This is a genomic window from Streptosporangium canum (assembly GCF_900113865.1).
Taxonomy (GTDB): domain Bacteria; phylum Actinomycetota; class Actinomycetes; order Streptosporangiales; family Streptosporangiaceae; genus Streptosporangium; species Streptosporangium canum.
In genome coordinates this window covers 60,738-78,996 of the sequence record NZ_FOQY01000009.1, presented here as the reverse complement: position 1 = coordinate 78,996, position 18,259 = coordinate 60,738, and the positions used below count along the sequence as shown (strand labels likewise).

The window sequence follows — 18,259 nt, the reverse complement described above, 5'->3', positions numbered from 1 at the left end:
CAGCTCCTACGACCGCCCCCGCAACGCGACGATCACCGCGACCAGGCCCAGCGCGGGCAGACCGATGACGAACGCGGCCAGCCAGGCGCTCGCTCGCTCCTTGCGCTCTTCCTTGACGTTCCGCGGTGCTTTCCGGGCGATGGGCATCGACTTTCAGCCATCCCACAAGGATCCCCATGGGAGGAACTGCGGAGGCGAGTTTTCCGTCGTCGGGACTCTGTTCGCTCGGTACGTCGCAGGTTATGTCGGCAACAGCGTCACGACAGGGGCGACGAGGCCGATGAGGGCAGGCGCACGGTCACCGTCAGCCCGCCTTCCTCGCGCGGTTCGGCCACCACCGTGCCCTTGTGAGCTTGGGCCGTGGCGCGCACGATGGACAGGCCCAGCCCGGTGCCGCGGTCGGAGCGCACCCGGTCGGTCCGCAGGCGGCGGAATGGCTCGAAGATCGCTTCCAGGTCGTAGGCGGGCACGATCGGGCCGGTGTTGGCCACGGACACCTCCGCTTCGCCGTCGCTGAGCCTGGTGGTCACCCAGACCTCGCCGCCCTGGACGTTGTGCCTGATGGCGTTCTCCACGAGGTTCTGTACCAGCCGTTCGAGCAGGATGGGGTCACCTTTGGCCGGCGCGGATGCCAGCGCCTGGTGCAGGACGATGGCCTTGGCGTCGGACTCCTCGCCGGCATGGTCGACGACGTAGGAGGCGACCTCGGCCAGGTCCACGGACTGATGGCGTTCCAGGACGGGCCTGTCGCTCTCGGCCAGCGTGAGCAGGCCGTCGATGAGGCGCTCGTGCCGGGTGTTGACAACCAGTAGTGATTCGCCGAGCCGCTGGGTATCAGGGGTGGCGTCGGGCCTGCGCAGGGCCACGTCCACCAGCGTACGGTTGATCGTCAGGGGTGTGCGCAGCTCGTGGGAGGCGTTGGCGACGAACCGTTTCTGCACGTCGAAGGCGTGGGCCAAGCGGGCGAGCATCAGGTCGAAAGTGTCAGCCAGGTCCTTCACGTCATGGTGGGAGCCGCTGTAGGCGATGCGCTCGTTGAGGTTGTGGCCGTTGGCGACCCGCCGCGCGGTGTCGGTGACCTGGTAGAGGGGCCTGAGGACGCGCCCGCTCAGCACCCAGCCCGCGGTCGTGGCGAGCACTCCCAGCAGGGTGACGACCAGCCCGGCCTGGAGGAGGAAGCGGGCCATCGTCGCCTGCTCGTAGTTCTGCTGGGCGTTGAGCATGTCCCGTCTGGAGACGTTGACCAGCACCAGCTTCCCGCTCGGCTCCAGGATGACGTGATTGGGCACGAACTCGGGAGCGGCCTGCAGCCTGAGGCGGGTGTCGTCCAGGATGCCACGGACGATCATGTAGCTGATGCCCAGCAGCAGCAGGCCGACGACGAAGAAGATGCCGCTGTAGAGCAGCGTGAGCCGCAGGCGGACGGACAGCTTCATGAAATCCGGTACCCCGCTCCCTGGACGGTCTCGATGATCTGCGGTTCGCCCAGTTTGCGGCGCAGGCGCATCATCGTCACCCGCACGGTGTTGGTGAAGGGGTCGGCGTTCTCGTCCCACGCCTTCTCCAGCAGTTCCTCGGCGGAGACGACGGCGCCGTCGGCCTTCAGCAGCTCGGCGAGCAGAGCGAACTCCTTGCGGGCCAGCGCGACGTAGCGCCCGTCACGGTGGACCTCGCAGCGGGCCTGGTCCAGCCGGATCCCTGAGCGCTCCAGTTGCGGCGGATCGGCGCGGTGCGCGCGCCGGCCCAGTGCGTGGATGCGGGCCAGCAACTCCTCGAAGGCGAACGGCTTGGTGAGGTAGTCGTCGGCGCCCAGCGACAGCCCCGAGACCCTGGACGACACGTCCGAGGCGGCGGTGAGCATGAGCACTCGCACCGCGAGCTCCGACCCGACCACGGTCCTGGCGACGTCGTCGCCGTGCACGCCGGGCAGGTCACGGTCCAGGACGAGTACGTCGTAGTCGTTGACGCCGAGCTGTTCGAGCGCGGTCTCCCCGTCGTAGGCGACGTCCACGGCGAGCGCCTCGGCACGCAGCCCTTCGGCGATCGAGTCCGCGAGCATCTGTTCGTCCTCGACGATCAGTACGCGCAAGGGAGGCCCTCCTTCATCTGAGCGCGCTCAACCTTCCAAGTGAGGCATAACACCGACATAACAGGATTGCGTAACCGCCCTGTTAAGACGATCCGGGTCTACTCGATTCGCATTCACTGCTGACCGAATCCAGGAGATCCATGAAGAAGCTCACCGCCTTGCTTCTGCTCGCCCTGGCCACCGCGTGTTCCGGCCAGCAGGCCGCGCCCCAGGCCCAGCAGCCGCTCCCCGCCTCCGACGCCGAGGTGAAATTCGCCCGGTGCATGCGTGACAACGGCATCGGCGACTACCCGGACACCATCGGCAGCGAGGGCTACCCGATCAAGGACGCTGTCGCTTTCGACAAGGCACAGCAGACCTGCGCCAAATGGAAGGAGGCTGGAGGGACGGCCAAGAAGGTGGACGCCGCCCCCTCGCCGCCGCAGGCCACGGCGGAGATCGTCCGCGGCGACCTGACCGACACGGTCTCGCTCTCCGGAAAGATCATCTTTTCGGGGGAGCGGGTCGTGCGCGGCCAGACAACCGGGACCGTCACGGCGGTGGCCGCCTCTGGCCGGCCCCTGCGCCAGGGCCAGGTGCTCTACCGCGTGGACCGCAAGCCCGTCGTGCTGATGTACGGCAGGCTGCCGCTTTACCGGCCGCTCCGCCAGGGCGTCAAGGACGGGCCCGACGTTCGCCAGCTGGAGACGGCCCTGAGAGCGCTCGGCCACGGCGAGGACGTCACCGTCGACGACCGGTTCTCGTGGGCCACCGCGCGTGCCGTACGGGCATGGCAGAAATGAGCCGGCCTCCCGCAGACCGGAGTCGTGAACGCCGAGCAGGTCGTGTTCCTGCCGTCGAAGGTCAGGATCGCGAAGGCGGGCGTGGCCGTCGGCGACAGCGTCGCACCCGGCCGCCAGGTGTTCACCGTGACCGGCACCGACCGCCTCGTCCACCTCGACCTGGACGTCGCCGACCAAGCGATGGCCAGGAAGGGCGCCAAGGTGAAGGTGGAGCTGCCCGGCGGCGGCACGACGGCCGGGAAGGTGGTCATGGTCGGCGACGTGGCCAAGCCACGCGAGGGCATCGCCATCATCGACGTCGGCGTCCGGCTCGCCAAGGTCAGGAGCGGGATCGCCGACCAGACACCCGTCACCGTGCTGCTGGAGAGCACCAGCAGGCGCAACGTCCTCAGTGTTCCCGTCGAGGCGCTGCTGGCCACCGCCGGCGGCGGTTACGGCCTGGAGATCGGCGGGCGCGTCGTGCCCATCAAGACCGGTGTGTACGGCGGAGGCCGCGTCGAGATCTCCGGCCCCGGGCTGGAAGCGGGTATGAGGGTCGGGGTTCCTGCCGAATGATCATTGAGGTCGAGAACGTCAGCGAACGCCACAATGGCACCGTTGAAGCGCTGCGCGGCGTGAACCTGAAGGTCGCCAAGGGCGAGCTGCTGGCCATCATCGGCCCATCCGGGTCGGGCAAGTCGACGCTGCTCAACCTCCTCGGCACCCTGGACCGCCCCACATCCGGCACCATCCGCGTCGCCGGGCACGACATCGGCAGGCTGACCGACCGCCAGCTGTCCGCTCTGCGCGCGCTCCACCTGGGCTTCGTATTCCAGCAGTTCCACCTGGCCGCCGGGGTCTCGATCGTCGACAACGTGGCCGACGGCCTCCTCTACGCGGGACGCCCACTGGCCGAACGCCGCGAACGCGCTCGGGCCGCGCTGGAACGCGTCGGTCTCGGCCACCGGCTGGGCCACCGCCCGCACCAGCTGTCCGGCGGCGAGCAGCAGCGCGTGGCCATCGCCCGAGCCGTCGTCGGCGACCCGCCGCTGCTGCTGGCCGACGAACCCACCGGCAACCTCGACTCCGCCTCGGGCCGACAGGTGCTCGCCATCCTGCGTGAGCTCCACACTGCGGGCACCACCATCGTCATGATCACCCACGACATGGACATCGCCCAGTGGTGCCCGAGACGGGTCCGCATCCAGGACGGCACCATCAGGGAGGAGTCATGAACTCGCTCGTACCCGCTCGCCTGCGGCCGCGCGACGTCGCCAGGGTCGGCGCCGCGGGCCTGCGGGCCAGAACCTCACGCGTGGTGATGTCCGCGCTCGGCATCGCCATCGGCATCGCGACGATGATCTCGGTGATCGGTATTTCGGCCTCCGGTCAGGAACAGCTGCTGCGTCAGCTCGACCAGCTCGGCACCAACCTGCTGCGGGTGGGCGAGCGGTGGTTCACCGTGACCGGGATCCTCGCCTCGCTGCCGCTCGCGCCGGAGATCGACCGGGCCGCGCTGATCGGGTTCCCGGCGGCGCGGGAGCGGCTCGGCTTCGACGGCCATCCCACCACCGTCTACGAGCGGTCGAGCGAGGAGACGGTGGAGCAGGTCAGGGGCATGCTTGCCCGGACGGTCAGCCCGGAGCGGCCGCACGAGATCGCGGTCTCCCGCCCGTCGGACGCGCTGGTCGCCCGCGCCGCCGCCGCGGGTACCTTCACCAACCTGCTGCTCGGACTCGGCGCGGTCGCACTGCTCGTCGGCGGCGTGGGCGTGGCCAACACGATGGTGATCTCGGTGCTGGAGCGCCGCAAGGAGATCGGGCTGCGCCGGGCGCTCGGCGCCACACGGGGGCAGATCAGGATCCAGTTCCTGACGGAGTCGCTGCTGCTGTCGGTGCTCGGCGGAGTGGCAGGGCTCGCGCTCGGCACCCTGGTGACTACCGGGTACGCGCTGTCGCGGGGCTGGCCGCCCACGGTGCCCACCTGGGTGCTGGCCAGCGCCCTTGCCGCCACGCTGGCCGTCGGTGCGATCGCCGGGATCTACCCGGCGATCAGGGCCTCCCGTCTGGCCCCCACCGTGGCCCTGGCGGCAAGCTGACACCGTGACCAGCGCCTGCCGGGGCACCCCTGCCCGGCAGGCGCTGTGGTCTTGTGGTCGGCGTCTCGCGTCGCGTGCTGATAGATCAGCGCGGCCCTGTCGTGCCCCATCCGCTTGCATGGTCGCCATAAGGGTGAGCGGGAGGCAATCATAGGGACTCACGGGTGCGGAAAGACGCCCCTGACCTGGATACAACAGCCCGATGGGTGCGCTCCTGGATCTTCTATGGGTTCAGTCGTCGCCGGTCGTCGAAACCGGAGAAAGTTCACGCTGAAGAGGGCGTCCAGTAATTCCGAGATCTCGCCTCGCGGATTCCATCACGAGATGTCGAGCCTGCCGCTTCGCACGTGGATCGGTGACGAGATCGGGGCTTTTCACACTGACATGCAGAGCGTACGTGTAGTCATGCGCATTCTGCGCCAATTCGGGCGAACAGACGAGTTCAACGCTTTTCTTGGCCAGCCACAATTGATGGATACCTTCCTGTTCGCCCGCTTCACTTGGCGACTTCTTAGATTCAGTGCGTTCATCCAGGACCATCTCGACCCGCTGGGCCGCATCGAGAAAAGAAAGGATCGCGGCTTTCCGCTCGGTGCGCATAGCGACAAGCTGGTCGTGTTCCAGGCGCCTCCTGTCAATACGCGTGGCCAGGTGCTGGCCCAGGAGAGTGCCACCTGTCCCCAGCAGCACGCCGAGCAGGGGTAGAACAGTTGTGCTGAGCGTCTCCCAGTTCATACGCTAAATGATCCAGGAGCGATAGTGTCTTGTATAGAGCGCGCGCTATCGACCCCTTCCCCATGCCTCGATCCCATCGTCACATGAGTACTACTCTCACGATTTCCTGACTGTGGTTGGCTGACGGACGCGGTCGGGAGCGACCGCCGGTCCGAGACTTCGTTCCTCAGCCCTGGCCCAGCAGCGAAGCACAGCAACGGCAACATCACCAACCACCGCAGGGCTGGGATGTGCCCCTTGTCTCCCGTCCGCGTTGCCTCGTGCGAACCTCACACTCTCGCGATGGCAGCACGACCTCTGGTAGGCCAGGGCGATCCGCCAGGATCGTCCCGTTCCCAGAGGTCGCGTTGAGCCGTCAGCCTGCCACGATCATTGTTACCCATGCCATCACAACCGCCGAAGGTGTCCATGTCCCCGGCCAGCTGGCGAGTTGACCCAGCAGGTTCCGTTCGAACTCGTTGACGCGGTCCTCGCCGACAGTGCAGCCACCCAACACAGGCTGCGAGTCCGCCCTCGCGGGCGCGCCCGAGCCGCCCTGTCAGCCGATGAGCTTGACGGTGTAGTTCAACGTGGTTCCTTGGACCTCGTAGGTCGCAGTCTGGCCGTTCTGGGCGTACTGGACGAGAGTGTCGCCAGAATTGTTGTCACCCCCGTCCGCGTGAACCTTCGGCCTCACCGATGCGCCTACCGGGACATTGCTCGAGCTGAGATCAATCGTCTTGGTCTGGTCGATCGGGTAGTTGGGAGAGTCGGGGGGGCTTTCCGCGAACTGGCCGGTATTCGGGTCGATGTACTCCGGGTTGAAGTACATGACGAAACCCGCGGCGTTAGTGCAAGCAATCTTTTGAACTTGAAGCACTTGCCCTCCTTGGTCTGTGTGAACCTACCTGATCATGCTCTTCTCGGTGATTCCCCCTGGAGCGCGGATGATCGTGCGGAGCTCGTCAGGCTTCAACGAGCAAATCGTCAAGTCTTGTTGATCAAGTTCTTCCAGGCTGCTGCGGATGGGGGATGGCCGGTGGCCTGCCGGCGCATTCGCCGAGACCGCCACCATGATGGGCGAGTTGGCGTCACCCCAGGGCCCGGCGATCCCCTGAAACCGTGGAGGCTTGTTTGTGCGGCGCTCCGGTGTTCGCGGCGAGGGTGTTGCCCGTGCCGCAGGTCGTGAAAGTGGATCTTTGGCAGGCCCGCATTCATGAGCGCCTGAGCCCAGAGGCGGCGGTTGAAGTTGGTGTTGCGGAGGTTCGGTGAAGACGGGCCCCTTGCCGGTGAGCTGCATCAACTGGCGTTCAATGCGTAACAATGCCAGTGCATGCCGATCGTCGGAGACAGCCGAACTCACCGGCGCAGCGTCCGGCCGACCAGCGGAACCCCCGAAGGCGGAGTAACGAACCTGCCCTCCAACGCCTTCGGAGATCGAGCAAGACCCCCGTAACCCACCATCCAGAGAGGGCGTCTTGCGGAACGCCCCCTGTCGAGAGGCAGCCATGCAGCCACGGACCTATCTGCACGACCTTCTGGTCTCGACCATCTTCACCGAGGGGCTCGATGCCGAGATGGACCTGTGGGCGCTGGGATTCAGCGCCCTGTGGATCACGGGTGCGGACCTCGATGCCCTCGCCCCGGCCTTCCACCTGGACCTTGCCACCCGTGCCCCGTGCTACCTGAGCGAGATTCTTGACCACAACATCGACGACGGCTCCGACTGGGTGGCCGAGGTCAACGGCTGGATCGGGATCGTGCCGGCGCGGTCCGACGAGGAGTTCCTGCTGTCCATCACCGAGGACGGCCGTCAGGCCCTCAGCCTCAGCATGGACATCCAAGGCAGGGAGTACTTCAAATACGCCCGTGATGGGCGCATGGTCGTCTCCTTCAGCCCCACCTGGCCGGAGGAGCGGTTCGGCGACGACCCGCACGCGCTCGATCACCTGATGGACGGACTGCGCTTCCAGATCACCGATGGCGGCGTCCTCGACGATTGCGTGGAACAGTACGAGAGCATCAGCTCCGCCTTGGCGTTGATCGGGCGGATCACGGAAACCGACATCGCCACTGACTGGTTCCAGGCGCGGCACTCGCGCATCCGCCCCGTCTCCTGACATCTCACGCCCAGGCATTGAGCGCGTCGCCGGCCAGGCCGTCGGCGCGACGGCTCTCCCCGTCATCGGCATCGAGACCGGAAGAGCCCGTCTGGAACGGCATCCTGCTGATCAGCCCGCTACCGCCGACACCGCGAAGCTCCACAGCTCATTCGAGAACACGACCATCGTGGCATGACAATCCAGAAACGCGACTCCGCAGGACCCGGGGCAGACCACCCCCGAAGGGGGCGCCGGCTTGGAGGGAGGCTACGCGCCGGGTGCATGAGCTCTGGGCGCGGATGGTCTGGCCGGTTCCGCCGCGACTCTGGGATGATCTCGGCAATCCGTTCCCGACGAGCGAAGGGGCCCGGCCTGAACACCGGACAGCCGCCGACCGCCGACCTGCGCGAGCACTACCGGCGACTGATAAGCAGCACGCAGTGGCTCGGCGTGGGCATGTGCTGGACGGCAGTGGTCCCCGATGACGGACGAGCGCTCACCCTGGACCACGTCGCCGCCCGGCTCGCCGGCAACACGCCGTACCGGCTGCACGAGCCGGCACCGCTCGACGCCATCGGGCCGCCCGAACGCGACGCCTACCCCGTGCTCGTCGACCAGTGCGGCTCGACCACCCTTCTCTTCGAGTGGGGCTACCTCGGGGCAAGCCCCGCCGTGCTCCGGCGGCTCAGTGAGGGAGCGCGCGTCTACAGCGCCTGGTGGAACGTCAACGCCAGCAATCTGCTGAGCTTCGCGGCCGGAGGCGAGCACGTCCTGGCGATCGACGCGCTTTTCCCCGGGCAGCAGGAAGACCATGCCGGCCTGGCCCGCTGGCCCGAGCTGCAGGCGATGACGGACTTCTTCGCCGAGCCCCCGCCTGAGGACCTCGACGAGGACGAGGATGAGGACGACCTCGATGCCCGCGCCGACTACGACTGGAGGGCCGCCTTTCTCGCGGTCATCGACCGCACCACCGGGGCGAGGCTGACCGGCGAGTGGCTGGAGCAGCCGCATCCCTACGTGACGGTCCGCATGCCCGACGCGATCCGCTGACCCCTGAACGGCCAGCGCCCGGGTTGTGCAGGCGGGAAGCGGTCATCCTCTTCTCGGGAAGCGATCTTCTCAACCCCAGGTGTCCGTCGAAGCAGAGATCAAGCTCGGGACAGGCCTGCGCCTCATGTCGGTTCACCTCCTTGCGGGTCACGCGCACTACGCCGGCCGTCATCGGAATGACGATCCAAAAGATCGTCGACACGGTCAGTCGGCCGGCGGCACTCTCCGCCATGCCGTCTGGGACGGACATTTCATCCTCGACGCCCGGCTGCCGTGGGAGGCTTCACACCGTGACTCGACTGGTGATCGTGGATGACGACCCGATGGTGCGGACCGGGCTACGCCTCATTCTCGGTGGCGAGCCCGATCTGGACCTTGTCGGCGAGGCGGAGGACGGCCGGCGGGCCATGGAAGTGATCCGTGCCCTCAGGCCCGATGTCGTGCTGATGGACATCCGGATGCCCAACCAGGACGGGCTGATCACCACGGAGCTGCTGCTCGCCCAGCCAGACCCGCCCCGCGTCCTCGTGCTCACCACCTTCGACGCCGATGACATGGTGCTGCGGGCTCTGCGGCTCGGTGCCGACGGTTTCCTGCTGAAGGACACGCCGCCACCGAAGATGATCGAAGCGGTCCGCACCGTGGCGAAGGGCGAGCCGGTGCTGTCGCCGAGTGTCACACGACAGGTGATCACCGCGGCCACCGGCGGACGCGGACCGCGACGCCCGCAGGCGCAGCGGGAGCTGGCCAGGCTCACCGAACGCGAGCGCGAGGTCGCGATCGAGGTGGCCCGGGGCAGCTCGAACGCCGAAATCGCCGAGTGTCTCCACATGAGCGTCGCGACCGTGAAGGCGAACATCACCCGGGTCTTCGCCAAGCTGGGGACCGACAACCGTGTCCAGGTCGCCATGAAGGTGCGCGACGCCGGCCTCCTGTGAACGGGCGCTGAGCGGGCCGGCACGCTGAGCACCCCGTCCATGCCGCCTCGTGGTGCTCACCGAGCACTCCGCCGAGTGGGTGTTCCGCTCATGACGCGCTCGGTCCTTTCCACCGCCGACCTTGGATAGCGTCGAAGCCATGCGGCTTCATGTGGGATGCGCGATGTGGACACAGGCGCAATGGCAGGGGCGCTTTCTGCCTCATCCGCTTCCTCCCGGCGAGCGCCTGCGGGCCTACGCGACCTGGTGCGACGCGGTGGAGGGCAACACGACGTTCTACGCGACGCCCTCGAGGAGCACGGTGGAGTCGTGGGCGAGGCAGACCACCCCCGACTTCCGCTTCGTGGCCAAGCTGCCCAAGTCGATCACGCATGAGCGTCGCCTCACCGGCGTCGACGAGGAGCTCCGGTCGTTCCTGGAGGCGATCGAACCACTCGGACCGCGCGCCCACGCCCTCTGGATCCAACTACCGGGATCGTTCGGGCCGACCGACCTCGGCGCCCTGGCGGGCTTTCTCCACCGGCTGCCCCGCTCGCACAGATACGCCGTCGAAGTCCGCCACCGCGCGTTCTTCGACGACGCGCGATCCGAGCGGCTTCTCGAAGGGGTTCTCGCCCGAGTCGACGCCGAGTGGGTCCCGTTCGACACCACCGCCCTCTTCCAGAGCCCTCCGACCAGCGACGCCGAACGGGAGGCGTGGATGAGGAAACCGCGCCTGCCACGCCGGTCGGCCGCTCTCACCGACCGTCCGATCATCCGCTACCTCGGACGGGACGACACGACGCGTACGATCGAGGGCTGGCGGCAATGGATCGCCACGGTCGTCGAATGGCTGCGCGAGGGCCGCTCGCCGACGGTGTTCGTCCACACCCCCGACAACGCCGACGCGCTGATGCTCGCCCGTCGTTTCCACGAAGAGGTGCGGACCCGGCTGCCCGAGATCGAGCCGCTGCCTGAGCCCATGCCGACCGAGCCGCTGACCCTGTTCTGACCGCCGCCCCTGTCGTGTGCCGGCGGGCGGACTTCTCGCTCCGGCCGGGCAGGCGGTCGGTAGCGGACGCAGTTGGTCGGGCACACCCGCCAGGCCGGGTTCGCGGCTCAGGATCGCGCTGATCACCACCACCGGGATCGCGTCCGGGAAGGCCGGATACCCGGTGACGGCCCGCGGGGGGCGGCTGGTCGGCCCCGCGTGAAAGCCGGCCATTCCCTCTGAGGAATTGTCGGCCCACGGCCCCTTCCCGCAGGATCTGGCAGGAACACGGACACCAGCTGAGGAGAAACAGTGACCGACATCCATGCCCAGGACCTCGCCACCCGCTACATCGCCCTCTGGGTCGAGCCGGACGTCGAGTCGCGCCGCAGAGCCATCCAGGAACTGTGGGTCGAGGGCGGCGCTCACATCCTTCAGCCGCCCCAGGAGATCCGGGAGATCGCCGCGGGGCTGGGCTTTGACTCCACCACTCTCCAAGCCCACGGCTATGACGAACTCGACGTCCGGGTGACCCGCAGCTATGAGCGGTTCGTCGCCCCCGGGCAGTTCACCTTCCAGGCGCGGGACGGCGCCGTCCGCCTCCACGGCGTCGTCAAGTTCAACTGGGAGATGGTGCCCGTAGGCGGCGGTGAGGCGGTCGGGGGCGGCCTGGAGGTCCTCGTCCTCGACGAGAGCGGCCGTATCATCACCGACTACATGTTCCCCGGAATCTGACAGGCGGCCGCGATCGATCCCCCGGATCCGAGCGGATCCCACCCGCTCCGCTCCGAGCCGAGCCACGATCGATCCCCCGGGCCGTCACCCGGCCAGCAGCGCCGCCGTGGCCGTGTCGGCGGGCAGGAACGCCTCCAGCTTCAGCTCCGCCACGGTCACGTCGAGCGCGGTCGCGAACGTCGTGATCGTGGTCGTCAGCCGCAGCTCGCCGAGTGTCGAGCGGAGCCGGATGGGGGCGGCGAAGCCCACGTGGTCGGGCCCCGGCGCGGCGTGTGGCACGTAGCCGGACAGTTCGTCGTACAGGTCGTCGTGCGGGATGCGGTCGAGGATGTGCCGCGCCCACTGCGCCAGGTTGACGATCCGCGGCGCCAGGCCCTCCGGATGCAGGGAGAGACGCAGCACGTTGACCGGCGGGCGCAGCAGGTGCTCCGCGACGCCCTCGGTGAGCAGGCCGAACGCGTCGTTGGCGAGCACCAGGTCGTGCCCCGCGTCCACGACGATCGCGGGGTAGGGCAGGTGTCCGGCCAGGATGTGCCCCAGCGCGGTGCGCACGTGCTCCAGGCTCGGGTCGTCCAGCGGGGTCTGCGGGTAGACGGGGGCGTAACCGGCCGAGAGCAGGAGATCGTTGCGCTCCCTGAGCGGTAGTTCCATCGACTCGCCCAGCCGTACCACCATGGTCCGGCCGGGCCGGGAGCGGCCGCTCTCCATGAAGCTGAGATGGCGCTGCGTCGTGCCCGCGCGCAGGGCGAGGTCGAGCTGGCTGAGGTGGCGGCGCTGCCGGGTCGCGCGCAGGGTCTGGGAGAAGTCCACGATCCCAGTCTGCCGGGGTTGTCTATTCCGTCGAGGGAATTGTCGTCATTCCCGGACGGGAGCACGATCCGTCCGGTGAACACGCGACTGGGGGTCCTGCTCCCCACCAACCACAGCCAGTGGAACGACGCCTGAGGGGCCGGCCGCGCGGCGATGGGTCGGCGCCGGACGGGGCTCCGGTCTCGCGCCGGTGGGGTGGGGCAGGCCGGGGCCCGGACCGCGCGGTTCGGGCCGGTGACCGTATCCATCGCTTGATTTCCGGGAACCGCGGATCCTCCGGGTGGCAATAACGGGTGTCATGGCAGAGACCCGAGAGGCAAGAGATGCGACACGAGAGCCGGACGGCCGCACCGCCCCGGCCGGCGGCCGTGGAAGCGGTCGGCGACGCCGTGGTGATCGAACGGTCCCGGCGTGAGCCCGAGCAGTTCGCCACGCTGTTCACCCGCCACGCGCCGGCGCTCAAGCGGTACGTCATCAGGCGGCTGGGCCAGGATCCCGCCGAGGACATCGTCGCCGAGACCTTCACGGTGGCCTTCCAGAGCCTGGAGTCGTACGACCTGTCCTACGACGACGCGCGGCCGTGGCTGTACGGCATCGCCACCAACCTCATGCGCCGGCACCGCCGCCGCGAGATCAGCCTGTATCGGGCACTGAGCCGCACGGGGGCGGATTCAGTGGTCGAGCCGTTCACCGACCAGGTCGATCGGCGGGTGGCCGCGGACGGAGCGCGGCGCCGGCTCGCCGCGGCGCTGGCGGGGCTCCCACGGGGGCACCGCGACGCGCTGCTGCTGGTGGCGTGGGCGGAGCTCACCTACGAGCAGGCCGCACAGGCACTCGACGTTCCGGTGGGGACGGTCCGTTCGCGGATCAGCCGGGCTCGGAACAGGCTGCGCCGGGTGCTCGGTGACATCGACCCAACCTCCGCGAGCGAAGGAACGGACAGTTGAACGAGAACGAACTCCTCAAGAGCCTGCGCGACGAGATTCCGCACCAGTCCGATCTGAGGGCCGAGGAGCATCGGCTGCTCACTGTGATCCGGGAGGGATCGTCGGCGTCCCGCCGGCGGCCGGCGCGGCCCGCGGCCCGCCTGCGCTGGGGTCTCGCCCTCGGCGGGGTCGGCGCTCTCGCCGTCGCCGCCGCCGTGGTCGTGCCCCACCTGGTGGCCGTGCCCCAGCCGGGGGGGACCGCGCAGCCGGGGAACCGGCAGCCCGCGGTCGGGCCGCCCGACGCGGTCGTGGTGCTTGAGAACGCCGCGCTCGTCGCCGCCCGGACCAGGACCGCCGACATCCGCCCGGACCAGTGGTTCTACGTCAAGGAGTCCCAGCATATGGGGGGTGACCTGCCGGCGTTCGAGCATTGGAGCCGGATGGACGGGCGCGGGTCGGCCACCCGTGCAGAGGGCGGCGAGCTGAGGATCGGCGGCGGTGAGCCGAACGCGCGGACGGACCCCGCCCGGACCCAGCGGGAACTGGAGAGCCTCCCCACTGATCCGGACGCGCTGCTGGCGCACTTCCGCGACCTCAAGGAGGAGCGGACACCGCTGTCGATCTGCCGGTCCGACTGCCCGGCGGGGACCGAGGGGGACGTCAGGGCCTTCGGGGCGATCGGCTGGTACATGAAGTTCGGGCCCGTGATCCCCGCGGACACGGCCGCGGCGATGTACCGGGCCCTGGCGAAGATCCCGAATGTCACGATCGAGGAGAACACCGCGGACGGGGACGGGCGCAAGGGCATCGGCGTCGTCCTCACCGTGGGGGAGAGCAAGGGCTACTACATCCTCGATCCCGGGGACTACCGCTACCTCGGCACGAAGGTCGTGGACGGCGACGGGACCTTCGCCATGTCCGTGCTGGACTCTGGCGTCGTCGACGGGCCCGGCCAGACGCCCTGACCGGGGATGACGCCGGTCAGAGGCTCTGACCGGGGATGACGGGCGTGCGGGGCGGGGGCCCGCACGCTCCGGCAGGGAGAACCGGGAAGGCCGGAGAGGATCGAGGCCCGGGAGGACCGGGAGGACTGAGGACCGGAGACCCGGGACCGTCGCGGTCCCGGGTCCCGTGCCGCCGGTCCCCGGACGGTCATTCGCGGGTGCCGATGGCCTCGGCGGGCCTGCTCCGCAGGGCGAGGAGGGCCGGGAGAACGGTGGCGAGGAGAGCCAGGGCGGCCGCGGCGGCGATGATCTCCAGGTAGGTGAGCACGGGCACGTACGGCAGCGCGGAGCCGGTCATGCCCGTGCTGAACGCGCTGAGCGTCACCAGGGCGATGAGCGTGCCGAGGGTGACCGCGACCAGCACCGCGACGAGGGTCTCCAGGCGGAGCATCCGCATGAGCTGGCGGCGGGTGGTGCCGACGAGTCTGAGCAGGGCGAGCTCGCGGGTCCGGTCGGAGGTCGCCATCGCGATGGTGTTGACCACCGCGATCGCGGTGAAGGCGATGATCAGGCCCATGGCCACGTAGTTGACTCCGGCATTGGACTGTTCGGCCGTCGCCTCGACCCGATCCAGGACGCCGACACCGCCGAGCACCGCCGCGAGCGCGTCCCGTCTCACCGAGGGGGCGGAGACGAGCGCGGTCTGGTTGAGCGGGTCGTCCACGTGGGCGGCGACCAGGGCGTGGGGCAGGGTGAGGTCGCCGAAGCCGAGGCCCCGGCGGTAGATCGCGGCGACCTTGAGCGTGACGGGGGTGCCGTCGCCGAGCGTCAGCCGTACCTCGTCGGCGACCTCGACCCCGAGGCTTCTCGCGGCCGTCTCGCTGACCGCGAGGGTGTCGGCGCCCATCCTGCCGAGCGATCCCGCGCTCACCCCGAGGTCCATGGTCCGCTCCAGTCCCGCGGTGGTCACGCCCTGCGCGCCGTACCTCTCCAGCCCGACCCTGACCGACGTGCGCAGGACCTCGGTGACCACTTCGACGCCGTCGAGCTTCCGTACGGCGTCCGCCGTGACGCCGGGCAGGCGCGGGCCGAGCACGTAGTCGGCGTGGTTGCCCTGGCGTGACTGTTCGACGACCGCGTGGCCCATGGTGTCCTGGACGAACAGGATGGTGCAGGTCATCGCGATCATCAGGCTGAGCGGGGTGACGACGGAGGCGAAACGGTGGGTGCCGGTGCGCAGGTTCGCGGCGGCGAGGTGGCCGCTGACGCGGAAGGCGCGCAGCGGCAGGCCGAGCACCGCCGTGGCGACGCGGGCGATGATCGGGCCGAGCAGGGCCACCGCGATCGTCCAGACCAGTGCCGTCAGCATCGTGACGGGGCTGGAGGCGGCCTCGATCTCCAGCGTCGACAGCAGCAGGGTCAGCGCCACGCCCCCGCCGAGGCAGGCCAGCCCGGCGATCGTGCGGCCCGGCGGAATGCCCGGCGGGCGTACCGCGGCCTCGCCCAGCGCCTCCACCGGCCTGATCCGCGCGGTACGGCGGCCCGACACCCGGGCCGCCGTCCACGCCGCCCCCAGGACGGCGAGCACCGCGGCGGCGGGCGGGAAGAAGCCCACCACCAGCGACAGGTTGGCCGGCATCACGCCAAGCCCCACGAACTGTGACCGCAGCCAGAACGCCAGCCCGACGCCGAGCACGGCGCCGAGAAGGCCCGCCGGCAGACCGACGAGCAGTGCCTCGCCGCCGATCAGCCTGCGGATCTGCCTGGGGGTGGCGGCCACGGCGCGCAGCAGGGCGAGCTCGCGCTGGCGCTGCTGGATGGAGAGCGAGAACGTGCCGACCACGACGAGGATCGCGACGATCAGCGAGGTGCCGCCGAGCGCGCCGCCCAGGCTGACCAGCTTGGTCCGGGCCTTCTCCGCGTTCAGGAACTCGATCCTGCCGCGCTCGTCGCCGGTGTAGACGACACCGGGGGTGCCGGCGAGCGCGGGAGCGACGTCGACCTCGGGGAAGACGCCGATCACGCTGACCATGCCCGGCCGTCCGGCCAGCCGGGCGGCCTCCTCGGTGGAGAAGAACAGCGAGGTCCGCTGATCGAGCGCCTCGGCGGTGACACCGGCCACCCGGTAGACGCGGGTGGCGGTCGCGGTCCGGACGTTCACGCGGGAGCCCACGGACAGCCCGGCGGCCGCGTCGGCCACCACCTCGCCGGCGGCGGGCGCCCGTCCCTCGCGGAGGGTGAAGGGGGTGAGCGGCGCGGACTCCCAGCCGTGGCCCCACACCGGACGTCCCTCGACGGTCGCCGGGAACGTCACCTCGGTGACGACCTTCCGGACGCCGGGGACCGTCCTCAGTTTGTCGGCCAGGGACGACGGGATCCAGGCTCGGTCGGAGATCGGCTTGGCCTTGCTCTTGACCTTGTCGCCGTCGCGGGTCGTCTCACGGACGTTCTGGTCTCCGGCGACCAGGACCGGGGTCCCGGCGTATCGGACGGGTTCGACCGCGCCGCGCAGACCGGTTTCGAGCAGGATGCCGCAGGCGCAGACCAGCGCGGCGGCGCAGACCAGGGCGAGGAAGGCGCCGGCGAAGGCCGCCTTGCGGTGCCGCAGCGTGTTGAGCGCGAAGCCGATCATCACACCCACGCTCCGAGTCGCGTCATCCGGTCGGCGACCTTCTCCGCGCTGGGGGCGGCCATCGCGTCGACGACGTTGCCGTCGGCGAGGAACAGGACGGTGTCGGCGTAGGAGGCGGCGACCGGGTCGTGGGTGACCATCACCACGGTCTGTCTCATGGTGGTGACCACTTCGCGGAGCAGGGTGAGCACGTCCCGCGCGGTCATCGTGTCCAGCGCGCCGGTCGGCTCGTCACCGAAGACCACCTCGGGCCGTGTCACCAGGGCCCGCGCGATCGCCACCCGCTGCTGCTGCCCCCCGGAGAGCTCCCCGGGCCGGTGCCCGGTACGGCCGGCCAGTCCGACCCGGTCGATGATCTCCGCAAGCCAGGACCGGTCCACCCGGACTCCGGCCAGTTTCAGCGGGAGGGTGATGTTCTCCGTCACGGTGAGGGACGAGACCAGGTTGAACGCCTGGAAGACGAAACCGATCCGCTTACGCCGCAGTTCGGTCAGTTCCGTCTCGTTCATTCCCGCCAGCTCCGTGCCGCCGAGCCGTACCGAGCCGGAGGAGGGCTGGTCCAGTCCGGCGGCGCAGTGCAGGAACGTGCTCTTGCCCGACCCCGAAGGGCCCATCACGGCGGTGAAGCTGCCGTGGGGGATGCCGATCGACACCTCACGCAGGGCGAACACCGTGTTCGGTCCCCTGCCGTAAACCTTGCTCACCGCGTCCAGACGCACCACATCGTTCATGGGGACAAGTCTTCTGACCTGGGCTCACACGGGCCAGAGATGCGATCATCAACCACGCATGACATGGTCATGGGTCCACCCTGATAGACATATGGGTGTGATTCGGATCTTGATCGCCGAGGACCAGCAGGTGGTGCGAGGCGCGCTGGTCGCCCTCCTGGAGCTGGAACCCGACCTCTCGGTCGTCGCCGAGGTCGGCTCCGGTGACGACGTCGTGCCCGCCGCCCTCAAGCACAGCCCGGACGTCGCCGTGCTCGACATCGACATGCCCGGCGGCGTCGACGGCCTCGACGCGGCCGCCGAGCTGCACCGGCGGGTCCCGGGGTGCCGCACGCTGGTGCTGACCGGACAGGGCAGACCCGGTCACCTGCGCCGCGCCCAGGGAGCGCACGTGACCGGTTTCCTGCTGAAGACCGCGCCGGTGGACGAGCTGATCACGGCGGTCCGCGCCGTCGCGGCGGGCAGGCGGGTGCTCGACCCCAACCTCGCCGTCACCGCCTGGGACCTGGGCGACAACCCGCTCACCCCGCGTGAGACCGACGTGCTGCGGCTGACCGCGGGGGGAGCCGAGGCCACGGAGATCGCGGCCAGGCTCTTCCTGTCGGCCGGTACGGTGCGCAACCACCTCACCGCGATCGTGAGCAAGCTGAACGCGAGAAGCAGAACGGACGCGGTCCGCATCGCCGGCGACGCGGGCTGGATCTGACCGTCCGTCCGATCGCACGTGAGGCGGGCTGATCCGGCGGTTCGTATGTGAGG

General features: G+C 69.3%; 21 protein-coding genes. 12 read left to right on the top strand and 9 right to left on the bottom strand.

The window, feature by feature from the left end; genetic code table 11:
- Window positions 1–6: 6 nt before the first annotated feature.
- The 3 genes from BM085_RS44435 to BM085_RS15605 all read right to left on the bottom strand — a co-directional run bounded on the left by BM085_RS44435 (window position 7) and on the right by BM085_RS15605 (window position 2,089).
- Complete coding sequence (locus tag BM085_RS44435) at window positions 7–147, bottom strand: hypothetical protein (protein WP_177245119.1); 141 nt, start codon at window positions 145–147, stop codon at window positions 7–9.
- A gap of 110 nt (window positions 148–257) precedes the next feature.
- Window positions 258–1,436 (bottom strand): sensor histidine kinase, encoded by a 1,179-nt coding sequence (locus BM085_RS15610; protein WP_093887707.1) that lies wholly within the window; start codon window positions 1,434–1,436, stop codon window positions 258–260.
- On the bottom strand, window positions 1,433–2,089 hold the full coding sequence (locus tag BM085_RS15605) for a response regulator transcription factor (RefSeq protein WP_093887706.1): 657 nt from the start codon (window positions 2,087–2,089) through the stop codon (window positions 1,433–1,435). Before BM085_RS15605 ends, BM085_RS15610 begins: the two co-directional genes overlap by 4 nt.
- 140 nt (window positions 2,090–2,229) lie before the next feature.
- Between BM085_RS15605 and BM085_RS15600 the strand changes: the two genes are divergently transcribed.
- Genes BM085_RS15600 through BM085_RS15590 form a run of 4 tightly spaced genes read left to right on the top strand, consistent with a single transcriptional unit; the run spans window position 2,230 to window position 4,948 of the window.
- Complete coding sequence (locus BM085_RS15600) at window positions 2,230–2,871, top strand: peptidoglycan-binding domain-containing protein (protein ID WP_093887705.1); 642 nt, start codon at window positions 2,230–2,232, stop codon at window positions 2,869–2,871.
- Between the two features lie 24 nt (window positions 2,872–2,895).
- Window positions 2,896–3,426, top strand: a complete 531-nt coding sequence (locus BM085_RS43050) for an efflux RND transporter periplasmic adaptor subunit (RefSeq protein WP_143120937.1) — start codon at window positions 2,896–2,898, stop codon at window positions 3,424–3,426.
- Complete coding sequence (locus tag BM085_RS43045) at window positions 3,423–4,085, top strand: ABC transporter ATP-binding protein (protein WP_143120936.1); 663 nt, start codon at window positions 3,423–3,425, stop codon at window positions 4,083–4,085. Before BM085_RS43050 ends, BM085_RS43045 begins: the two co-directional genes overlap by 4 nt.
- A complete protein-coding gene (locus BM085_RS15590; protein ID WP_093887704.1) occupies window positions 4,082–4,948 on the top strand; it encodes an ABC transporter permease in 867 nt (288 codons plus the stop codon). The genes BM085_RS43045 and BM085_RS15590 overlap by 4 nt, the downstream gene beginning before the upstream one ends.
- A 231-nt stretch (window positions 4,949–5,179) precedes the next feature.
- Here the strand turns inward: BM085_RS15590 and BM085_RS43040 are convergent, their stop codons facing one another.
- Both BM085_RS43040 and BM085_RS15580 read right to left on the bottom strand, forming a co-directional pair.
- Window positions 5,180–5,683 (bottom strand): hypothetical protein, encoded by a 504-nt coding sequence (locus BM085_RS43040; RefSeq protein WP_143120935.1) that lies wholly within the window; start codon window positions 5,681–5,683, stop codon window positions 5,180–5,182.
- Between the two features lie 538 nt (window positions 5,684–6,221).
- Window positions 6,222–6,542 carry a hypothetical protein gene (locus BM085_RS15580; RefSeq protein ID WP_093887702.1) on the bottom strand — a complete coding sequence of 107 codons (321 nt, stop codon included), beginning with the start codon at window positions 6,540–6,542 and terminating at the stop codon, window positions 6,222–6,224.
- 628 nt (window positions 6,543–7,170) lie between these two features.
- Here BM085_RS15580 and BM085_RS15575 point away from each other — a divergent pair.
- Entirely contained in the window at window positions 7,171–7,782 is a 612-nt protein-coding gene (locus BM085_RS15575; protein ID WP_093887701.1) for a DUF6461 domain-containing protein, read from the top strand.
- 4 nt (window positions 7,783–7,786) lie between these two features.
- Here the strand turns inward: BM085_RS15575 and BM085_RS44430 are convergent, their stop codons facing one another.
- The gene (locus BM085_RS44430) at window positions 7,787–7,927 is read right to left on the bottom strand and encodes a hypothetical protein (protein WP_177245118.1); all 141 of its coding nucleotides are present in this window, start codon (window positions 7,925–7,927) and stop codon (window positions 7,787–7,789) included.
- A gap of 167 nt (window positions 7,928–8,094) precedes the next feature.
- On the opposite strand from BM085_RS44430, the gene BM085_RS15570 reads away from it, so the two are divergent.
- From BM085_RS15570 to BM085_RS15555, 4 genes are all read left to right on the top strand, one after another.
- Window positions 8,095–8,814, top strand: a complete 720-nt coding sequence (locus BM085_RS15570) for a DUF6461 domain-containing protein (RefSeq protein ID WP_093887700.1) — start codon at window positions 8,095–8,097, stop codon at window positions 8,812–8,814.
- A 290-nt stretch (window positions 8,815–9,104) separates the two neighbouring features.
- On the top strand, window positions 9,105–9,752 hold the full coding sequence (locus BM085_RS15565; protein WP_245789341.1) for a response regulator: 648 nt from the start codon (window positions 9,105–9,107) through the stop codon (window positions 9,750–9,752).
- 139 nt (window positions 9,753–9,891) lie between these two features.
- Window positions 9,892–10,743: a DUF72 domain-containing protein gene (locus BM085_RS15560; RefSeq protein ID WP_093887699.1), complete on the top strand. Its 852-nt coding sequence runs from the start codon at window positions 9,892–9,894 to the stop codon at window positions 10,741–10,743.
- A gap of 291 nt (window positions 10,744–11,034) precedes the next feature.
- Window positions 11,035–11,457, top strand: a complete 423-nt coding sequence (locus BM085_RS15555) for a hypothetical protein (protein WP_093887698.1) — start codon at window positions 11,035–11,037, stop codon at window positions 11,455–11,457.
- A gap of 84 nt (window positions 11,458–11,541) precedes the next feature.
- Here the strand turns inward: BM085_RS15555 and BM085_RS15550 are convergent, their stop codons facing one another.
- A complete protein-coding gene (locus BM085_RS15550; RefSeq protein ID WP_093887697.1) occupies window positions 11,542–12,267 on the bottom strand; it encodes a helix-turn-helix domain-containing protein in 726 nt (241 codons plus the stop codon).
- 323 nt (window positions 12,268–12,590) lie between these two features.
- On the opposite strand from BM085_RS15550, the gene BM085_RS15545 reads away from it, so the two are divergent.
- Both BM085_RS15545 and BM085_RS15540 read left to right on the top strand, forming a co-directional pair.
- Entirely contained in the window at window positions 12,591–13,214 is a 624-nt protein-coding gene (locus BM085_RS15545) for an RNA polymerase sigma factor (protein WP_093887696.1), read from the top strand.
- Window positions 13,211–14,158, top strand: a complete 948-nt coding sequence (locus BM085_RS15540) for a CU044_5270 family protein (RefSeq protein WP_093887695.1) — start codon at window positions 13,211–13,213, stop codon at window positions 14,156–14,158. Before BM085_RS15545 ends, BM085_RS15540 begins: the two co-directional genes overlap by 4 nt.
- A 187-nt stretch (window positions 14,159–14,345) precedes the next feature.
- Here BM085_RS15540 and BM085_RS15535 read toward each other — a convergent pair whose 3' ends face one another.
- Both BM085_RS15535 and BM085_RS15530 read right to left on the bottom strand, forming a co-directional pair.
- A complete protein-coding gene (locus BM085_RS15535) occupies window positions 14,346–16,769 on the bottom strand; it encodes an FtsX-like permease family protein (RefSeq protein ID WP_177245131.1) in 2,424 nt (807 codons plus the stop codon).
- A complete protein-coding gene (locus BM085_RS15530; RefSeq protein ID WP_177245117.1) occupies window positions 16,769–17,500 on the bottom strand; it encodes an ABC transporter ATP-binding protein in 732 nt (243 codons plus the stop codon). Before BM085_RS15530 ends, BM085_RS15535 begins: the two co-directional genes overlap by 1 nt.
- Before the next feature lie 97 nt (window positions 17,501–17,597).
- On the opposite strand from BM085_RS15530, the gene BM085_RS15525 reads away from it, so the two are divergent.
- Complete coding sequence (locus BM085_RS15525; protein WP_093887870.1) at window positions 17,598–18,206, top strand: response regulator; 609 nt, start codon at window positions 17,598–17,600, stop codon at window positions 18,204–18,206.
- Window positions 18,207–18,259 lie beyond the last annotated feature (53 nt).

Excerpts from the sequence above, each read along its gene's own strand:
- BM085_RS43045 (WP_143120936.1), top strand. The coding sequence starts at position 3,423 with ATGATCATTGAGGTCGAGAACGTCAGCGAACGCCACAATGGCACCGTT.
- BM085_RS43040 (WP_143120935.1), bottom strand. The coding sequence starts at position 5,683 with ATGAACTGGGAGACGCTCAGCACAACTGTTCTACCCCTGCTCGGCGTG.
- BM085_RS15530 (WP_177245117.1), bottom strand. The coding sequence starts at position 17,500 with ATGAACGATGTGGTGCGTCTGGACGCGGTGAGCAAGGTTTACGGCAGG.
- BM085_RS15600 (WP_093887705.1), top strand. The coding sequence starts at position 2,230 with ATGAAGAAGCTCACCGCCTTGCTTCTGCTCGCCCTGGCCACCGCGTGT.
- BM085_RS15535 (WP_177245131.1), bottom strand. The coding sequence starts at position 16,769 with ATGATCGGCTTCGCGCTCAACACGCTGCGGCACCGCAAGGCGGCCTTC.
- BM085_RS15570 (WP_093887700.1), top strand. The coding sequence starts at position 8,095 with ATGATCTCGGCAATCCGTTCCCGACGAGCGAAGGGGCCCGGCCTGAAC.
- BM085_RS15560 (WP_093887699.1), top strand. The coding sequence starts at position 9,892 with ATGCGGCTTCATGTGGGATGCGCGATGTGGACACAGGCGCAATGGCAG.
- BM085_RS15610 (WP_093887707.1), bottom strand. The coding sequence starts at position 1,436 with ATGAAGCTGTCCGTCCGCCTGCGGCTCACGCTGCTCTACAGCGGCATC.
- BM085_RS44435 (WP_177245119.1), bottom strand. The coding sequence starts at position 147 with ATGCCCATCGCCCGGAAAGCACCGCGGAACGTCAAGGAAGAGCGCAAG.
- BM085_RS15575 (WP_093887701.1), top strand. The coding sequence starts at position 7,171 with ATGCAGCCACGGACCTATCTGCACGACCTTCTGGTCTCGACCATCTTC.
- BM085_RS15545 (WP_093887696.1), top strand. The coding sequence starts at position 12,591 with ATGCGACACGAGAGCCGGACGGCCGCACCGCCCCGGCCGGCGGCCGTG.
- BM085_RS15590 (WP_093887704.1), top strand. The coding sequence starts at position 4,082 with ATGAACTCGCTCGTACCCGCTCGCCTGCGGCCGCGCGACGTCGCCAGG.